We start from the raw sequence: 15,085 nt of genomic DNA on the forward strand, positions 1-15,085 counted from the left end.
GTTTTGGCAAATGTCTGGATTTCTATTGCGGGTGTTGATTCACGCTGGGGTAAATAATGAACTGTAAAAGCACCGAAAAGGTGCTTTTTTTAATAAATAGCGCAAAACTGTATAAATTTTCTGATAATTATGATACAATTGGTGCAAGACTATCTAAAATGAGGAACTTGCGATGACGTTAATTTACCAATCAACTCGTGACGAAAATAACAAAGTAACTGCTAGCCAAGCTATTTTACAAGGATTGGCAACTGACGGCGGTTTGTTTACCCCTGTGTCAATTCCAAAAGTAGCTTTAGATTTTAATACTTTAAAGGATGCTTCGTACCAAGAAGTGGCAAAATTGGTCTTGTCAGCTTTTTTGGATGATTTTACTGAAGAAGAGTTGGATTATTGCATCAATTCAGCTTACGATGAAAAATTTGATACGCCAGCAATTGCTCCAGTGGTAAAATTGGGCGACCAATATAATCTTGAACTTTTCCATGGTTCTACTATTGCTTTTAAAGATATGGCTTTGTCAATTTTGCCTTATCTTTTGACAACATCAGCTAAGAAGCAAGGTGTTGACAATAAAATTGTAATTTTGACAGCGACATCAGGCGATACCGGTAAAGCTGCCATGGCTGGTTTTGCAGATATTCCAGGAACTGAAATCATTGTCTTTTATCCAAAAGATGGTGTCAGCAAAATTCAAGAACTCCAAATGACAACTCAAACTGGTAATAATACGCATGTTGTCGCAATTACTGGTAATTTCGATGATGCCCAAACGGATGTTAAACGTATGTTTAATGATGTGGCTTTGCGCGAAAAATTACTTGTCCACAAAACACAATTTTCATCAGCTAACTCGATGAACGTCGGACGCTTGGTTCCCCAAGTTGTTTATTACGTTTACGCTTATGCTCAACTTGTCAAAGCTGGTCATATCAAGGTTGGTGACAAAGTTAATATTACAGTTCCAACTGGAAATTTCGGTAACATTTTAGCGGCTTACTATGCTAGTCAAATTGGTGTTCCAGTAGGTAAATTAATCTGTGCATCGAACGAAAATAAAGTGTTGACTGATTTCTTTACAACAGGTACTTACGATAAAAAACGTGAGTTCAAAGTGACAACAAGCCCTTCGATGGATATCTTGGTATCTTCTAACCTAGAGCGCCTGATTTTCCACCTTTTGGGTAATGATGCTGCTAAGACAAAAGAATTAATGGAGAAACTTACTACAGAAGGTGAGTACACCCTTCCGGAAGTTAATCAAGAAATTCTTGAGATGTTTGAAGCAGGATATGCAACAGAAGCTGAAACATCAGCTGAAATCAAACGCGTTTACGATGCTTCTGACTATGTTGAAGACCCTCATACAGCAGTTGCATCAGCTGTTTATCAAAAATATGTTGAACGTACAGGAAATCACACGCCGACGGTTATTGCCTCAACAGCAAGTCCCTATAAATTCCCACGTGTGGCAGTTGAAGCAGTGAGTGGAAAAGCTCCAGCAGACGATTTTGCTGCAGTAAAAGAACTTGAAAAATTATCAGGTGTCGTTATTCCGAAAGCTGTCGATGGACTTGAAACAGCTGAAATTCGACATAAGACAGTTGTTGCGACAAGTGATATGCAAAAAGCTGTCGAAGATTATTTGGGACTTTAAAAAGTAGAAGCTGAGACTGGTTCTCGGCTTTTCTTTTTGTTACGATAGAGATATGAAACAAACAAAGAAAATTATGCGTCTGGCTTTTCCAGCGATGATGGAAAATTTTCTGCAGATGCTCATGGGTGTTGTCGATAATTACCTTGTTGCGCAAGTCGGCTTAATTGCTGTTTCAGGGGTATCTGTGGCCAATAACATTATTACGATTTATCAAGCGATTTTTATTGCTCTTGGTGCAGCGGTGTCTAGTTTGGTGTCTAAAAGTATTGGTGAAAAGAATCCTCAAAAGTCACTGCATTATCAGTCGGAGTCCTTGCTTATTACTTTAGGCTTGAGTGTCCTTCTCGGCTTGATTTCAATAGTATTTGGTAAGTACATTTTAGTTTGGTTGGGGACTGAAGCGGCTGTTACACAAGCGGGAGGTTTGTATCTTGCTATTGTAGGTGGTTTGATTGTTAGTCTGGGACTTATGACAACTCTAAGTGCTTTTTTGCGAGCGCTTGGAAAACCACAGCTTCCTATGTACGTGAGTCTATTGACTAATGTTTTGAATGCAGTTTTGTCGGCTATAGCAGTATTTATTTTCCGTTGGGGAATTGTTGGGGTAGCGTGCTCAACAGTCATTTCTCGCCTTCTTGGTGTTATAATGCTAGCTTGTCAATTGCCGATTAAAAAGATTGTTAAAAACATTAGGTGGACACTTGATCGAGATTTGATTAGTATAGCTTTTCCGGCTGCAGGTGAACGTTTGATGATGCGGGCTGGGGATGTCGTCATTGTAGCTATTATTGTTAAATTTGGTACAGAGGTTGTAGCGGGAAATGCTATCGGTGAAACCTTGACTCAGTTTAACTACATGCCAGGAATGGGTGTAGCCACAGCAACAGTTATTTTGGTTGCTCACAGTCTTGGGCAAAAAAATAAACAAGAAATCCGTCAGTTGGTACGAGCTTCTTATCTTGTGTCAGTTGTGCTTATGCTTGCTGTGGGAGCAGTAGTTTATTTTTCAGGCAACCAGCTAACACATCTCTTTACGACGAATGAAGTTGCTTTAGAAGCGAGTCTTGTAGTTTTGTTTTACTCATTTATTGGCGGACCAGCAACTGCTGGAACTCTTATATTTACAGCGACTTGGCAAGGATTAGGAAATGCAAAGTTACCTTTTTATGCAACAACCGTCGGTATGTGGATGATTCGAATTGTAACAGGATATGTTCTAGGAATTGGTTTGCATTTGGGACTAACGGGAGTTTGGCTTGCTACGGTAGCAGATAATGTTTTTCGTTGGATATTCTTGTACATTCTTTACAGAAAATACATGAAAAAAATCTAAAACTCTACTATTAAATAACGCAAATTATGACCAGATATTTATCTGGTCTTTTTTGTGTAAGAAAACTGAAAACAGTTTCTTCTAAAAAATCGAAAAAAAGGGAGCAAAATCCTTGCAATGCACTGTTAAATCTGATATTATAGACAAGTGCTGTTGATACAGTGACTTTAGCTATGATACAAGAGGTTGCGACACGCTCGGTTGCATTGCCACGCAAAAGGCGTGTTGGTTTTCTTGAGGAGCTAGCCTATTATCTTAAATAGACGAAAAGGAGAAAAAGATGGCAAACAAAAAAATCCGTATCCGTTTGAAAGCATACGAACATCGTACACTTGATACAGCGGCAGAAAAAATTGTTGAAACTGCAACACGTACAGGTGCTTCAGTAGCTGGACCAGTTCCACTTCCAACTGAACGTAGCTTGTACACAATTATTCGTGCGACTCACAAATACAAAGATTCTCGCGAACAATTTGAAATGCGTACTCACAAACGCTTGATCGATATCGTCAACCCAACACAAAAAACTGTTGATGCTTTGATGAAATTGGATCTTCCAAGTGGTGTTAACGTAGAAATCAAACTTTAATAAGGATTTGATTCTTGAGCACAAAAAACGCTCGTTAAAAACTTTTTTGAGCATAAAAAACGCTCATTAAAAACTTTTTAAATAAATAAAGTAAAGGAAATATTTTCTCATGACAAAAGGAATCTTAGGGAAAAAAGTGGGAATGACTCAAATCTTCACTGAATCTGGTGAATTCATCCCTGTTACTGTCATCGAAGCAACTCCAAACGTTGTGCTTCAAGTGAAAACTGTTGAAACAGACGGTTATGAAGCTGTTCAAGTTGGTTTTGACGACAAACGTGAAGTATTGAGCAACAAACCTGCCAAAGGCCATGTAGCGAAAGCTAACACAGCTCCTAAGCGCTTCATTCGTGAATTCAAAAACATTGAAGGCTTAGAAGTTGGTCAAGAAATCACAGTTGATACATTCGAAGCTGGAGATGTTGTTGATGTAACTGGTACATCTAAAGGTAAAGGTTTCCAAGGTGTTATCAAACGCCATGGTCAAGCTCGTGGACCAATGGCTCACGGTTCTCGTTATCACCGTCGTCCAGGTTCTATGGGACCTGTTGCGCCTAACCGTGTTTTCAAAAACAAACACTTGGCAGGACGTATGGGTGGTAACCGCGTGACAATCCAAAACCTTGAAGTTGTCCAAGTTATCCCAGAGAAAAACGTTATCCTTATCAAAGGTAACGTACCAGGTGCTAAGAAATCTCTTATCACTATCAAATCAGCAGTTAAGGCTGCTAAATAATAAGAAAGGAGAAAACAGTTAAAATGGCAAACGTAAAACTATTTGACCAAACTGGTAAAGAAGTTAGCTCAGTTGAATTGAACGACGCTATCTTCGGTATCGAACCAAACGAATCAGTAGTGTTTGATGTTGTTATCAGCCAACGCGCTAGCCTTCGCCAAGGTACTCACGCAGTTAAAAACCGCTCTGCAGTATCTGGTGGTGGTCGTAAACCATGGCGTCAAAAAGGAACTGGACGCGCTCGTCAAGGTTCTATCCGCTCACCACAATGGCGTGGTGGTGGTGTAGTCTTCGGACCAACTCCACGTTCATACGGATACAAACTTCCACAAAAAGTTCGTCGCCTTGCATTGAAATCAGTTTACTCAGCTAAAGTTGCTGAAGAAAAATTTGTAGCTGTAGAAAGCCTTTCATTTGCAGCTCCAAAAACTGCTGAATTCGCAAACGTACTTTCAGCTCTTAACGTTGACTCAAAAGTACTTGTAATCCTTGAAGAAGGTAATGAATTTGCAGCTCTTTCTGCACGTAACCTTCCAAACGTTAAAGTTGCAACTGCAACAACTGCAAGTGTTCTTGATATCGTAAACAGCGACAAACTTCTTGTTACTAAAGAAGCAATCTCTACAATCGAGGAGGTTCTTGCATAATGAATTTGTACGACGTAATCAAAAAACCAGTTATCACTGAAAAATCAATGTACGACCTCGAAGCAGGTAAATATACATTTGAAGTTGACTCTCGTGCGCACAAACTTTTGATCAAACAAGCTGTTGAAGCTGCTTTTGATGGAGTTAAAGTTGCAAACGTGAACACTGTAACTGTTAAACCAAAAGCTAAACGTGTTGGTCGTTACACTGGTTTCACTTCAAAAACTAAAAAAGCTATCATCACTCTTACAGCTGATTCTAAAGCAATCGAGTTGTTTGCAGCTGAAGCTGAATAATCTAAGGAGGAAATAACGTGGGTATTAAAGCTTATAAACCAACGACAAATGGTCGTCGTAATATGACTTCTTTGGATTTTGCTGAAATCACTACAAGCACTCCTGAGAAATCATTGCTTGTTTCACTTAAAAACAAAGCTGGTCGTAACAACAACGGTCGCATCACTGTACGTCACCAAGGTGGCGGACACAAACGTCACTACCGTTTGATTGACTTCAAACGTAACAAAGATGGCGTTGAAGCAGTTGTTAAAACTATCGAGTACGATCCAAACCGTACAGCTAACATCGCTCTTGTACACTACACTGATGGTGTGAAAGCTTACATCCTTGCACCTAAAGGTCTTGAAGTTGGTCAACGTATCGTTTCAGGTCCAGATGCAGATATCAAAGTTGGTAACGCACTTCCACTTGCTAACATCCCTGTTGGTACAGTTATTCACAACATCGAACTTCAACCAGGTAAAGGTGCTGAATTGATCCGTGCCGCTGGTGCATCTGCACAAGTTCTTGGTCAAGAAGGTAAATATGTACTTGTTCGTCTTCAATCAGGCGAAGTTCGTATGATTCTTGGTACTTGCCGTGCTACAATCGGTACTGTAGGTAACGAACAACAAGTTCTTGTTAACCTTGGTAAAGCTGGTCGCAGCCGCTGGATGGGTATCCGTCCTACAGTTCGTGGTTCTGTAATGAACCCTAATGATCACCCACACGGTGGTGGTGAAGGTAAAGCACCAGTTGGACGTAAAGCGCCATCTACTCCTTGGGGTAAACCTGCGCTTGGTCTTAAAACTCGTAACAAAAAAGCTCAATCTGACAAACTTATTATTCGTCGTCGTAACGACAAATAATCAGCTAGTCGCTTAGCTAATTAATCATCCGCCAGCTCGGTAGTGTGCATTTTATGCACACAGGCCGCTGTGGTACTATAATTTAAAGGAGAAAACTACAAAATGGGACGTAGTCTTAAAAAAGGACCTTTCGTCGATGAGCATTTGATGAAAAAAGTTGAAGCTCAAGCAAACGACGAAAAGAAAAAAGTAATTAAAACTTGGTCACGTCGTTCAACGATTTTCCCAAGTTTCATCGGATATACAATCGCAGTTTATGATGGACGTAAACACGTACCAGTTTACATTCAAGAAGACATGGTAGGTCACAAACTTGGTGAATTCGCACCAACTCGTACTTACAAAGGTCACGCTGCTGACGATAAGAAAACACGTTAATAAGAGGAGGACACAATGGCAGAAATTACTTCAGCTAAAGCAATGGCTCGTACAGTCCGTGTTTCACCTCGTAAAACACGTCTTGTACTTGATCTTATCCGTGGTAAGAACGTTGCTGACGCAATCGCAATCTTGAAATTCACTCCAAACAAAGCAGCTCGTGTAGTTGAAAAAGTTCTTAACTCTGCTATCGCTAACGCAGAAAACAACTTTGGTTTGGAAAAAGCTAACTTGGTAGTATCTGAAACTTTCGCAAACGAAGGACCAACTATGAAACGTTTCCGTCCACGTGCTAAAGGTTCAGCTTCACCAATCAACAAACGCACAACTCACGTAACAGTAGTTGTGTCAGAAAAATAAGGAGGTAAAATCGTGGGTCAAAAAGTACATCCAATTGGTATGCGTGTCGGAATCATCCGTGATTGGGATGCGAAATGGTATGCTGAAAAAGAATACGCGGATTACCTTCATGAAGATCTTGCAATCCGCAAATTCATCCAAACAGAATTGGCAGACGCTTCAGTTTCACGTATTGAAATCGAACGTGCTGTAAATAAAGTAATTGTTTCACTTCACACTGCTAAACCAGGTATGGTTATCGGTAAAGGTGGAGCAAACGTAGACGCTCTTCGCGTTAAACTTAACAAATTGACTGGAAAACAAGTTCACATCAACATCGTTGAAATCAAACAACCTGATTTGGACGCTCACCTTGTTGGTGAAAACATCGCACGTCAACTTGAACAACGTGTTGCTTTCCGTCGTGCTCAAAAACAAGCTATCCAACGTACAATGCGTGCAGGTGCTAAAGGTATCAAAACTCAAGTATCTGGTCGTTTGAACGGTGCTGATATCGCTCGTGCTGAAGGTTACTCAGAAGGAACTGTTCCACTTCACACACTTCGTGCAGATATCGACTACGCTTGGGAAGAAGCTGACACTACTTACGGTAAACTAGGTGTTAAAGTTTGGATCTACCGTGGTGAAGTTCTTCCAGCTCGTAAAAACACTAAAGGAGGCAAATAACAAATGTTAGTACCTAAACGTGTTAAACACCGTCGCGAATTCCGTGGAAAAATGCGCGGTGAAGCTAAAGGTGGTAAAGAAGTCGCATTCGGTGAATACGGTCTTCAAGCTACTACTAGCCACTGGATCACAAACCGCCAAATCGAAGCTGCCCGTATCGCTATGACTCGTTACATGAAACGTGGTGGTAAAGTTTGGATTAAAATCTTCCCACACAAATCATACACTGCTAAAGCTATCGGTGTACGTATGGGTTCTGGTAAAGGGGCACCTGAAGGTTGGGTAGCACCAGTTAAACGTGGTAAAGTTATGTTCGAAATTGCTGGTGTACCTGAAGAAGTTGCACGTGAAGCACTTCGTCTTGCTAGCCACAAATTGCCAGTTAAGACTAAATTCGTGAAACGTGAAGCAGAATAAGGAGAAATCATGAAACTTCAAGAAATTAAAGATTTTGTTAAAGAGCTTCGTGGTCTTTCTCAAGAAGAACTTGCTAAGAAAGAAAACGAACTTAAGAAAGAACTTTTCGATCTTCGTTTCCAAGCTGCAGCAGGTCAACTTGATCAAACTGCTCGTTTGAACGAAGTTAAAAAACAAATTGCACGTGTTAAAACAGTGCAATCTGAAAAGAAATAATAGATTGGGAAAGGAGAAATTCTAATAATGGAACGTAATCAACGTAAAACCCTTGTTGGACGCGTAGTATCTGACAAAATGGATAAAACAATCACTGTTGTAGTTGAAACTAAACGTAACCACCCAGTCTATGGTAAACGTATCAACTATTCTAAAAAATACAAAGCACATGATGAAAACAACGTTGCTAAAGAAGGCGATATCGTTCGTATCATGGAAACTCGTCCACTTTCAGCTACAAAACGTTTCCGTCTTGTAGAAGTTGTGGAAAAAGCTGTTATTATCTAATCAAACTAAAAGGAGAAAATTGAAATGATTCAACAAGAAACTCGCTTGAAAGTTGCTGATAATAGCGGTGCTCGTGAAATCTTGACTATCAAAGTTCTTGGTGGTTCAGGACGTAAATTCGCTAACATCGGTGACGTAATCGTTGCTTCTGTAAAACAAGCTACTCCTGGTGGAGCTGTTAAAAAAGGTGATGTCGTAAAAGCTGTTGTTGTTCGTACTAAATCAGGTGCACGCCGTCCAGACGGTTCATACATCAAATTTGACGACAACGCTGCAGTAATCATCCGTGACGATAAAACTCCTCGCGGAACTCGTATCTTCGGCCCTGTTGCACGTGAATTGCGTGAAGGTGGCTTCATGAAGATCGTATCACTTGCACCAGAAGTACTTTAATAAGAACACAAACTAAGTCCCCTGCTTTTTGCAGGGTGCCCATTAGGGCGTAAGAAATAATAGGAGAAAAACCAAATGTTTGTAAAAAAAGGCGATAAAGTTCGCGTTATTGCTGGTAAGGACAAAGGCGTTGAAGCTGTAGTTCTTAAAGCCCTTCCTAAAGTCAACAAAGTTGTCGTTGAAGGTGTTGCTATTGTTAAAAAACATCAAAAACCAAACAACGTAAACCCTCAAGGTGCTATCGTGGAAAAAGAAGCACCAATCCATGTGTCTAACGTTCAAGTTCTTGACAAAAATGGTGTTGCAGGACGTGTTGGTTACAAAGTTGTAGACGGCAAAAAAGTTCGTTACAACAAAAAATCAGGCGAAGTGCTTGATTAATCACGAAGGAAAGGAGAAAGTATAAGTAATGGTAAATCGTTTAAAAGAAAAATACACTAACGAAGTAGTTCCTGCTTTGACTGAAAAATTCAACTACACTTCAGTTATGGCTGTCCCAAAAGTTGAGAAAATCGTTCTTAACATGGGTGTTGGTGATGCTGTAAATAATGCTAAAAACCTTGAAAAAGCTGCTGCTGAATTGGCACTTATCTCAGGTCAAAAACCATTGATTACTAAAGCTAAGAAATCAATCGCTGGCTTCCGTCTTCGTGAAGGTGTAGCGATCGGTGCAAAAGTTACCCTTCGTGGTGAACGTATGTACGAATTCTTAGATAAATTGGTAACTGTTTCACTTCCACGTGTTCGTGACTTCCACGGTGTTCCAACAAAATCATTTGACGGACGTGGTAACTACACACTTGGTGTGAAAGAACAATTGATCTTCCCAGAAATCAACTTTGATGATGTTGATAAAGTACGTGGTCTTGATATCGTTATCGTAACTACTGCTAACACTGACGAAGAAGGTCGTGAATTGCTTAAAGGCCTTGGAATGCCTTTTGCAAAATAATTTAGGAGGTAAATCAATTGGCTAAAAAATCTATGATTGCTAAGAATCATCGCCCTGCGAAATTCTCTACGCAAGCTTACACTCGTTGCGAACGTTGTGGCCGTCCACACTCAGTTTACCGCAAATTCAAACTTTGCCGTGTTTGCTTCCGTGAGTTAGCTTACAAAGGACAAATCCCAGGCGTTACCAAAGCTTCTTGGTAAGTCGATGATATAATATTCCTGACTGAACAAGCCATATAGAAGAATTTTTTCTTCTGTTTGGCAAAGTTCATGATGGGTTCAAGAATCATTCTTGAAAACAAGCCGTAAGGCACATTAACTAGCAAGTGAACTATTCAAACTACTAGTAAGAGGAGAATATATAAATGGTTATGACTGACCCAATTGCAGACTTTTTGACACGCATTCGTAACGCTAACCAAGCAAAACACGAAGTGCTTGAAGTACCTGCATCAAACATTAAAAAAGGTATTGCTGAAATCCTTAAACGCGAAGGTTTCGTGAAAAACGTTGAAGTTATCGAAGATGACAAACAAGGTATCATCCGCGTATTCCTTAAATACGGACAAAACGGTGAACGTGTTATCACTAACTTGAAACGTATCTCTAAACCAGGTCTTCGTGTTTACGCAAAACGTGAAGATGTTCCTAAAGTTCTTAACGGACTTGGAATTGCAATCATTTCTACATCAGAAGGTCTTTTGACTGACAAAGAAGCTCGTCAAAAGAACGTTGGTGGAGAAGTTATTGCTTACATTTGGTAAGAATTTCTTTTCTCCAAGTTTTTGGAGAGAGGCTTACTAACGTTATAATGGACTATTAAGCACCTTGGTGCAGATAGTCGCCCCGTGAAAACTCGTCGCTTTTTGCGGCTTGACAATTTAACAGGAGAAAATAAAACTATGTCACGTATTGGTAATAAAGTTATCAACTTGCCTGCTGGTGTAGAAGTTACTAACAACAACAACGTAGTAACTGTTAAAGGACCTAAAGGCGAACTCACTCGTGAGTTTAACAAAAACATTGAAATCAAAGTTGAAGGAACTGAAGTTTCACTTCACCGTCCAAACGACTCAAAAGAAATGAAAACAATCCACGGTACAGCTCGTGCTAACTTGAACAACATGGTTGTTGGTGTTTCTGAAGGTTTCAAAAAAGAACTTGAAATGCGCGGGGTTGGTTACCGTGCTCAACTTCAAGGTTCAAAACTTGTACTTTCTGTAGGTAAATCTCACCAAGACGAAGTAGAAGCTCCAGAAGGAATTTCATTTGAAGTGCCATCTGCAACTTCAATCGTCGTTAACGGTATCAGCAAAGAAGTTGTTGGTCAAACAGCTGCTTACATCCGTAGCCTTCGTGCTCCAGAACCTTACAAAGGTAAAGGTATCCGTTACGTTGGTGAATACGTACGTCGTAAAGAAGGTAAAACAGGTAAATAATAGCTTATGGGAGATTTTGCGAGAGTTATTCTCGCAGAACTCATATGCTAACATTTATACAACAATGTCGTTTTGACATTAATCAATTAATTAAGAGGTGAAAATTGTGATTTCGAAACCAGATAAAAACAAAATCCGCCAAAAACGCCACCGTCGCGTTCGCGGTAAACTCTCTGGAACTGCTGATCGCCCACGTTTGAACGTTTTCCGTTCTAATACAGGCATCTACGCTCAAGTTATTGATGACGTAGCGGGTGTAACGCTCGCAAGTGCATCAACTCTTGATAAAGAAGTTTCTAAAGGAACTAAAACAGAACAAGCCGTTGTTGTCGGTAAACTTGTTGCTGAACGCGCAGTAGCTAAAGGTATTTCTGAAGTGGTGTTTGACCGCGGTGGATATCTCTATCACGGACGTGTTAAAGCTTTGGCTGACTCAGCTCGTGAAAACGGATTGAAATTCTAATAGGGAGGACACTAAATAATGGCATTTAAAGATAATGCAGTTGAACTTGAAGAACGCGTTGTTGCGATCAACCGTGTTACAAAAGTTGTTAAAGGTGGACGTCGTCTTCGCTTTGCTGCTCTTGTAGTTGTTGGTGACCGTAATGGTCGTGTAGGTTTCGGTACTGGTAAAGCTCAAGAAGTACCAGAAGCTATTCGTAAAGCTGTTGAAGACGCTAAGAAAAACTTGATCGAAGTACCTATGGTTGGTACAACAATTCCTCACGAAGTTCGTTCAGAATTCGGTGGAGCTAAAGTATTGTTGAAACCTGCTGTAGAAGGTGCTGGGGTTGCCGCTGGTGGTGCTGTTCGTGCCGTCATCGAATTGGCTGGTGTTGCAGATGTTACATCTAAATCACTTGGCTCAAACACTCCAATCAACATTGTTCGCGCAACTGTTGAAGGTTTGAAACAACTTAAACGTGCAGAAGAAGTTGCTGCTCTTCGCGGTATTTCAGTTTCTGACTTAGCTTAAGAAAGGGGATAATAATGGCTCAAATTAAAATCACTTTGACTAAGTCTCCAATCGGACGCATTCCTGCACAACGTAAAACAGTTGCTGCTCTTGGACTTGGTAAATTACATAGCTCAGTTGTCAAAGAAGACACTCCAGCTATCCGTGGAATGGTTACTTCAGTTTCACACTTGGTAACTGTTGAAGATGTTAAATAATTAACATTAAATAAATTTTAGGTTTAAGTCGCGGGGGGAGACTCTTGCGACTTAAACTAGATATAGTATAGGCGAGTTTCTATGGGGAGTCCTTTCCCCTCATAGAGGCGCTAGCATTTTACAAATAAGGAGAAATTAATAATGAAACTTCATGAACTTAAACCTGCTGAAGGTTCTCGTAAAGTCCGTAACCGTGTAGGTCGTGGTACTTCATCTGGTAACGGTAAAACTGCTGGACGCGGTCAAAAAGGTCAAAAAGCTCGTAGCGGTGGTAAAGTACGTCTTGGTTTTGAAGGTGGACAAACTCCATTGTTCCGTCGTATGCCAAAACGTGGTTTCTTGAACATCAACGCTAAAGAATATGCTCTTGTAAACCTTGACCAACTTAACGTTTTCGAAGATGGTACAGAAGTAACTCCAGTTGTTCTTAAAGAAGCTGGAATCATCCGTGCTGAAAAATCAGGCGTTAAAGTTCTTGGTAACGGCGAATTGACTAAAAAATTGACTGTTAAAGCAGCTAAATTCTCAAAATCTGCTGAAGCAGCTATCACTGCAAAAGGTGGTTCAATCGAAGTCATCTAATTGAGGAGGACTCGGTATGTTCTTTAAATTACTTAAAGATGCACTAAAGGTAAAAAATGTAAGAAATAAAATTTTCTTTACGCTTTTTATCATCTTTGTTTTCCGAGTTGGTACGCATATTACCGTGCCAGGTATTAATGCCAAAAGTCTTGACCAACTAGGTGAACTTCCCTTTCTTAATATGTTGAACCTTGTTTCTGGTAATGCTATGAGTAACTTCTCTGTATTCTCAATGGGTGTTAGCCCGTACATCACAGCATCTATCATTGTTCAACTGTTACAGATGGATATTTTGCCTAAGTTTGTTGAATGGAGCAAACAAGGTGAGGTTGGTCGTCGTAAGTTAAACCAAGCGACTCGCTATATTTCACTAGTTCTTGCATTTATCCAATCAATTGGGATTACAGCAGGCTTTAATACTTTATCAAGCATTTCACTTGTTTCAACACCAAATGTTAAAACATATATCTTGATTGGGGCTTTGCTCACAACAGGTAGTATGATTGTGACTTGGCTTGGAGAACAAATCACCGATAAAGGTTTCGGAAATGGTGTCTCAATGATTATCTTTGCTGGTATCATTTCATCAATTCCAAATGCGATTTCAACAATCTATGAAGATTTCTTTGTAAATGTTCGTTCAAGTGATTTAGTATCTTCATACATCTTTGTAGCTTTGTTAATCGTTGCTGTATTGGCAATTGTTTTCTTTACAACCTTTGTCCAACAAGCAGAATATAAAATTCCAATCCAATATACAAAACTTGTTCAAGGAGCACCAACAAGTTCTTATCTTCCTTTAAAAATTAATCCGGCTGGCGTCATTCCCGTTATCTTTGCCAGTTCGATTACAACGATTCCAAGTACGATTATTCCGTTGATTTCAAATGGACATGATATTCCTTGGCTTACAACTCTAGAATCATTCTTGAATTACCAAACACCGATCGGAATGGTAATTTATGCAGTACTAATTATTTTATTCTCATTCTTCTATACTTTTGTACAAGTTAATCCTGAAAAAACTGCAGAAAACTTACAAAAGGGTGCGTCATATATTCCTAGTGTTCGACCTGGACGCGAAACAGAAGAATATTTGTCTTCATTATTGAAGAAATTAGCTACTGTAGGATCAATTTTCTTGGCGTTTATTTCATTAACACCAATTATTGCTCAACAAGCAATGAATCTATCTAGTAGTATTGCCCTTGGAGGAACAAGTCTTCTAATCTTGATCTCAACAGGCATTGAAGGAATGAAACAACTTGAAGGTTATCTCTTGAAGAGACAGTATGTTGGTTTCATGAATACAGCAGAATAGAATATAGGTTGACCTAGTCAACCTTTCTATTTTGTTTTTGAATAAGTTTAGCACTTCGGTGTTAAATTTATTTAAAAATAAAATAAGGAGAGTATCATGAATCTTTTAATCATGGGTTTACCAGGTGCTGGTAAAGGAACTCAAGCTGCGAAAATCGTTGAAAAATTTGGCGTAGCTCACATTTCAACTGGAGACATGTTCCGTGCTGCAATGGCAAACAAAACTGAAATGGGTGTTCTTGCTAAATCATTCATCGACAAAGGTGAACTTGTACCAGATGAAGTAACTAACGGTATCGTTAAAGAACGTTTGGCACAAGCTGATATCGCTGAAAAAGGTTTCTTGCTTGATGGATACCCACGTACTATCGAACAAGCACACGCTTTGGACGAAACACTTAAAAACTTGGATCTTAAATTGGACGGTGTTATCAACATCGACGTTAATCCAGAAAGCTTGATTGAACGTCTATCAGGTCGTTTCATCTGCCGTTCTTGTGGAGCAACTTATCACAAAGTATTCAATCCAACAAAAGTTGAAGGAACTTGTGATGCATGTGAAGGACATGACTTCTATCAACGTGAAGATGACAAACCTGAAACTGTTAAACGTCGTCTAGATGTTAATATTGCTCAAGGTGCACCAATCATCGAACACTATCGTAAAGCTGGTATTGTTTTTGATGTTCAAGGTAACCAAGACATTGATGATGTATTTGCTGACATTGCAAAAGCAATCTCATCATTAAAATAATTTAAGAGTTTCTACTTGCACAAGTAGAAGAGTCGT

25 protein-coding genes are annotated in these 15,085 nt (G+C 39.6%); all 25 read left to right on the forward strand.

Annotated elements, in window-relative coordinates; all coding sequences use genetic code 11:
• Window positions 1-172: 172 nt before the first annotated feature.
• The 25 genes from thrC (at window position 173) to ACNTMY_RS00495 (ending at window position 15,049) form a co-directional block, all read left to right on the forward strand.
• Window positions 173-1,657, forward strand: coding sequence for a threonine synthase (gene thrC / locus ACNTMY_RS00375; RefSeq protein ID WP_423216275.1), 1,485 nt, complete (start codon window positions 173-175; stop codon window positions 1,655-1,657).
• Between the two features lie 52 nt (window positions 1,658-1,709).
• Window positions 1,710-2,990 (forward strand): MATE family efflux transporter, encoded by a 1,281-nt coding sequence (locus ACNTMY_RS00380; protein ID WP_423216276.1) that lies wholly within the window; start codon window positions 1,710-1,712, stop codon window positions 2,988-2,990.
• 280 nt (window positions 2,991-3,270) lie between these two features.
• A complete protein-coding gene (rpsJ, locus tag ACNTMY_RS00385; protein ID WP_003067229.1) occupies window positions 3,271-3,579 on the forward strand; it encodes a 30S ribosomal protein S10 in 309 nt (102 codons plus the stop codon).
• A gap of 109 nt (window positions 3,580-3,688) precedes the next feature.
• Window positions 3,689-4,315, forward strand: coding sequence for a 50S ribosomal protein L3 (gene rplC / locus ACNTMY_RS00390; RefSeq protein WP_003067226.1), 627 nt, complete (start codon window positions 3,689-3,691; stop codon window positions 4,313-4,315).
• 23 nt (window positions 4,316-4,338) lie between these two features.
• Window positions 4,339-4,962, forward strand: coding sequence for a 50S ribosomal protein L4 (gene rplD / locus ACNTMY_RS00395; protein WP_003067225.1), 624 nt, complete (start codon window positions 4,339-4,341; stop codon window positions 4,960-4,962).
• Complete coding sequence (locus ACNTMY_RS00400) at window positions 4,962-5,258, forward strand: 50S ribosomal protein L23 (RefSeq protein ID WP_003062842.1); 297 nt, start codon at window positions 4,962-4,964, stop codon at window positions 5,256-5,258. The genes rplD and ACNTMY_RS00400 overlap by 1 nt, the downstream gene beginning before the upstream one ends.
• A gap of 17 nt (window positions 5,259-5,275) precedes the next feature.
• Window positions 5,276-6,109 (forward strand): 50S ribosomal protein L2, encoded by an 834-nt coding sequence (gene rplB, locus ACNTMY_RS00405; RefSeq protein WP_021141407.1) that lies wholly within the window; start codon window positions 5,276-5,278, stop codon window positions 6,107-6,109.
• Window positions 6,110-6,211: 102 nt separating this feature from the next.
• Entirely contained in the window at window positions 6,212-6,487 is a 276-nt protein-coding gene (rpsS, locus tag ACNTMY_RS00410) for a 30S ribosomal protein S19 (RefSeq protein WP_020916215.1), read from the forward strand.
• A 15-nt stretch (window positions 6,488-6,502) separates the two neighbouring features.
• Window positions 6,503-6,847 (forward strand): 50S ribosomal protein L22, encoded by a 345-nt coding sequence (gene rplV / locus ACNTMY_RS00415; protein WP_003062848.1) that lies wholly within the window; start codon window positions 6,503-6,505, stop codon window positions 6,845-6,847.
• A 12-nt stretch (window positions 6,848-6,859) separates the two neighbouring features.
• Window positions 6,860-7,513, forward strand: a complete 654-nt coding sequence (gene rpsC / locus ACNTMY_RS00420) for a 30S ribosomal protein S3 (RefSeq protein WP_021141408.1) — start codon at window positions 6,860-6,862, stop codon at window positions 7,511-7,513.
• A gap of 3 nt (window positions 7,514-7,516) precedes the next feature.
• Window positions 7,517-7,930 carry a 50S ribosomal protein L16 gene (rplP, locus tag ACNTMY_RS00425; protein ID WP_003029477.1) on the forward strand — a complete coding sequence of 138 codons (414 nt, stop codon included), beginning with the start codon at window positions 7,517-7,519 and terminating at the stop codon, window positions 7,928-7,930.
• Between the two features lie 9 nt (window positions 7,931-7,939).
• Complete coding sequence (rpmC, locus tag ACNTMY_RS00430; protein ID WP_003062854.1) at window positions 7,940-8,146, forward strand: 50S ribosomal protein L29; 207 nt, start codon at window positions 7,940-7,942, stop codon at window positions 8,144-8,146.
• 27 nt (window positions 8,147-8,173) lie between these two features.
• On the forward strand, window positions 8,174-8,434 hold the full coding sequence (rpsQ, locus tag ACNTMY_RS00435) for a 30S ribosomal protein S17 (protein ID WP_002887061.1): 261 nt from the start codon (window positions 8,174-8,176) through the stop codon (window positions 8,432-8,434).
• A gap of 24 nt (window positions 8,435-8,458) precedes the next feature.
• Complete coding sequence (gene rplN, locus ACNTMY_RS00440) at window positions 8,459-8,827, forward strand: 50S ribosomal protein L14 (protein ID WP_003062856.1); 369 nt, start codon at window positions 8,459-8,461, stop codon at window positions 8,825-8,827.
• 75 nt (window positions 8,828-8,902) lie between these two features.
• Complete coding sequence (gene rplX / locus ACNTMY_RS00445; RefSeq protein ID WP_003067218.1) at window positions 8,903-9,208, forward strand: 50S ribosomal protein L24; 306 nt, start codon at window positions 8,903-8,905, stop codon at window positions 9,206-9,208.
• Between the two features lie 28 nt (window positions 9,209-9,236).
• Entirely contained in the window at window positions 9,237-9,779 is a 543-nt protein-coding gene (gene rplE / locus ACNTMY_RS00450; protein ID WP_021141409.1) for a 50S ribosomal protein L5, read from the forward strand.
• 17 nt (window positions 9,780-9,796) lie between these two features.
• Window positions 9,797-9,982 carry a type Z 30S ribosomal protein S14 gene (locus ACNTMY_RS00455; RefSeq protein WP_003062863.1) on the forward strand — a complete coding sequence of 62 codons (186 nt, stop codon included), beginning with the start codon at window positions 9,797-9,799 and terminating at the stop codon, window positions 9,980-9,982.
• 164 nt (window positions 9,983-10,146) lie between these two features.
• Entirely contained in the window at window positions 10,147-10,545 is a 399-nt protein-coding gene (gene rpsH / locus ACNTMY_RS00460) for a 30S ribosomal protein S8 (protein WP_014293741.1), read from the forward strand.
• Window positions 10,546-10,683: 138 nt separating this feature from the next.
• On the forward strand, window positions 10,684-11,220 hold the full coding sequence (rplF, locus tag ACNTMY_RS00465) for a 50S ribosomal protein L6 (RefSeq protein ID WP_423216277.1): 537 nt from the start codon (window positions 10,684-10,686) through the stop codon (window positions 11,218-11,220).
• A 106-nt stretch (window positions 11,221-11,326) separates the two neighbouring features.
• On the forward strand, window positions 11,327-11,683 hold the full coding sequence (gene rplR, locus ACNTMY_RS00470) for a 50S ribosomal protein L18 (RefSeq protein WP_003001342.1): 357 nt from the start codon (window positions 11,327-11,329) through the stop codon (window positions 11,681-11,683).
• A gap of 18 nt (window positions 11,684-11,701) precedes the next feature.
• Window positions 11,702-12,196: a 30S ribosomal protein S5 gene (rpsE, locus tag ACNTMY_RS00475; protein ID WP_003067208.1), complete on the forward strand. Its 495-nt coding sequence runs from the start codon at window positions 11,702-11,704 to the stop codon at window positions 12,194-12,196.
• A 14-nt stretch (window positions 12,197-12,210) separates the two neighbouring features.
• Window positions 12,211-12,393 carry a 50S ribosomal protein L30 gene (gene rpmD / locus ACNTMY_RS00480; RefSeq protein WP_006531331.1) on the forward strand — a complete coding sequence of 61 codons (183 nt, stop codon included), beginning with the start codon at window positions 12,211-12,213 and terminating at the stop codon, window positions 12,391-12,393.
• Window positions 12,394-12,534: 141 nt separating this feature from the next.
• Window positions 12,535-12,975: a 50S ribosomal protein L15 gene (rplO, locus tag ACNTMY_RS00485; RefSeq protein ID WP_003067203.1), complete on the forward strand. Its 441-nt coding sequence runs from the start codon at window positions 12,535-12,537 to the stop codon at window positions 12,973-12,975.
• A gap of 16 nt (window positions 12,976-12,991) precedes the next feature.
• Window positions 12,992-14,296: a preprotein translocase subunit SecY gene (gene secY / locus ACNTMY_RS00490; RefSeq protein ID WP_003067201.1), complete on the forward strand. Its 1,305-nt coding sequence runs from the start codon at window positions 12,992-12,994 to the stop codon at window positions 14,294-14,296.
• A gap of 96 nt (window positions 14,297-14,392) precedes the next feature.
• Window positions 14,393-15,049 (forward strand): adenylate kinase, encoded by a 657-nt coding sequence (locus tag ACNTMY_RS00495; protein WP_423216278.1) that lies wholly within the window; start codon window positions 14,393-14,395, stop codon window positions 15,047-15,049.
• The last annotated feature ends 36 nt before the right edge of the window (window positions 15,050-15,085 follow it).

It is taken from the genome of Streptococcus equinus (genome assembly GCF_049393735.1).
In the GTDB taxonomy this organism is placed as follows: domain Bacteria; phylum Bacillota; class Bacilli; order Lactobacillales; family Streptococcaceae; genus Streptococcus; species Streptococcus equinus_G.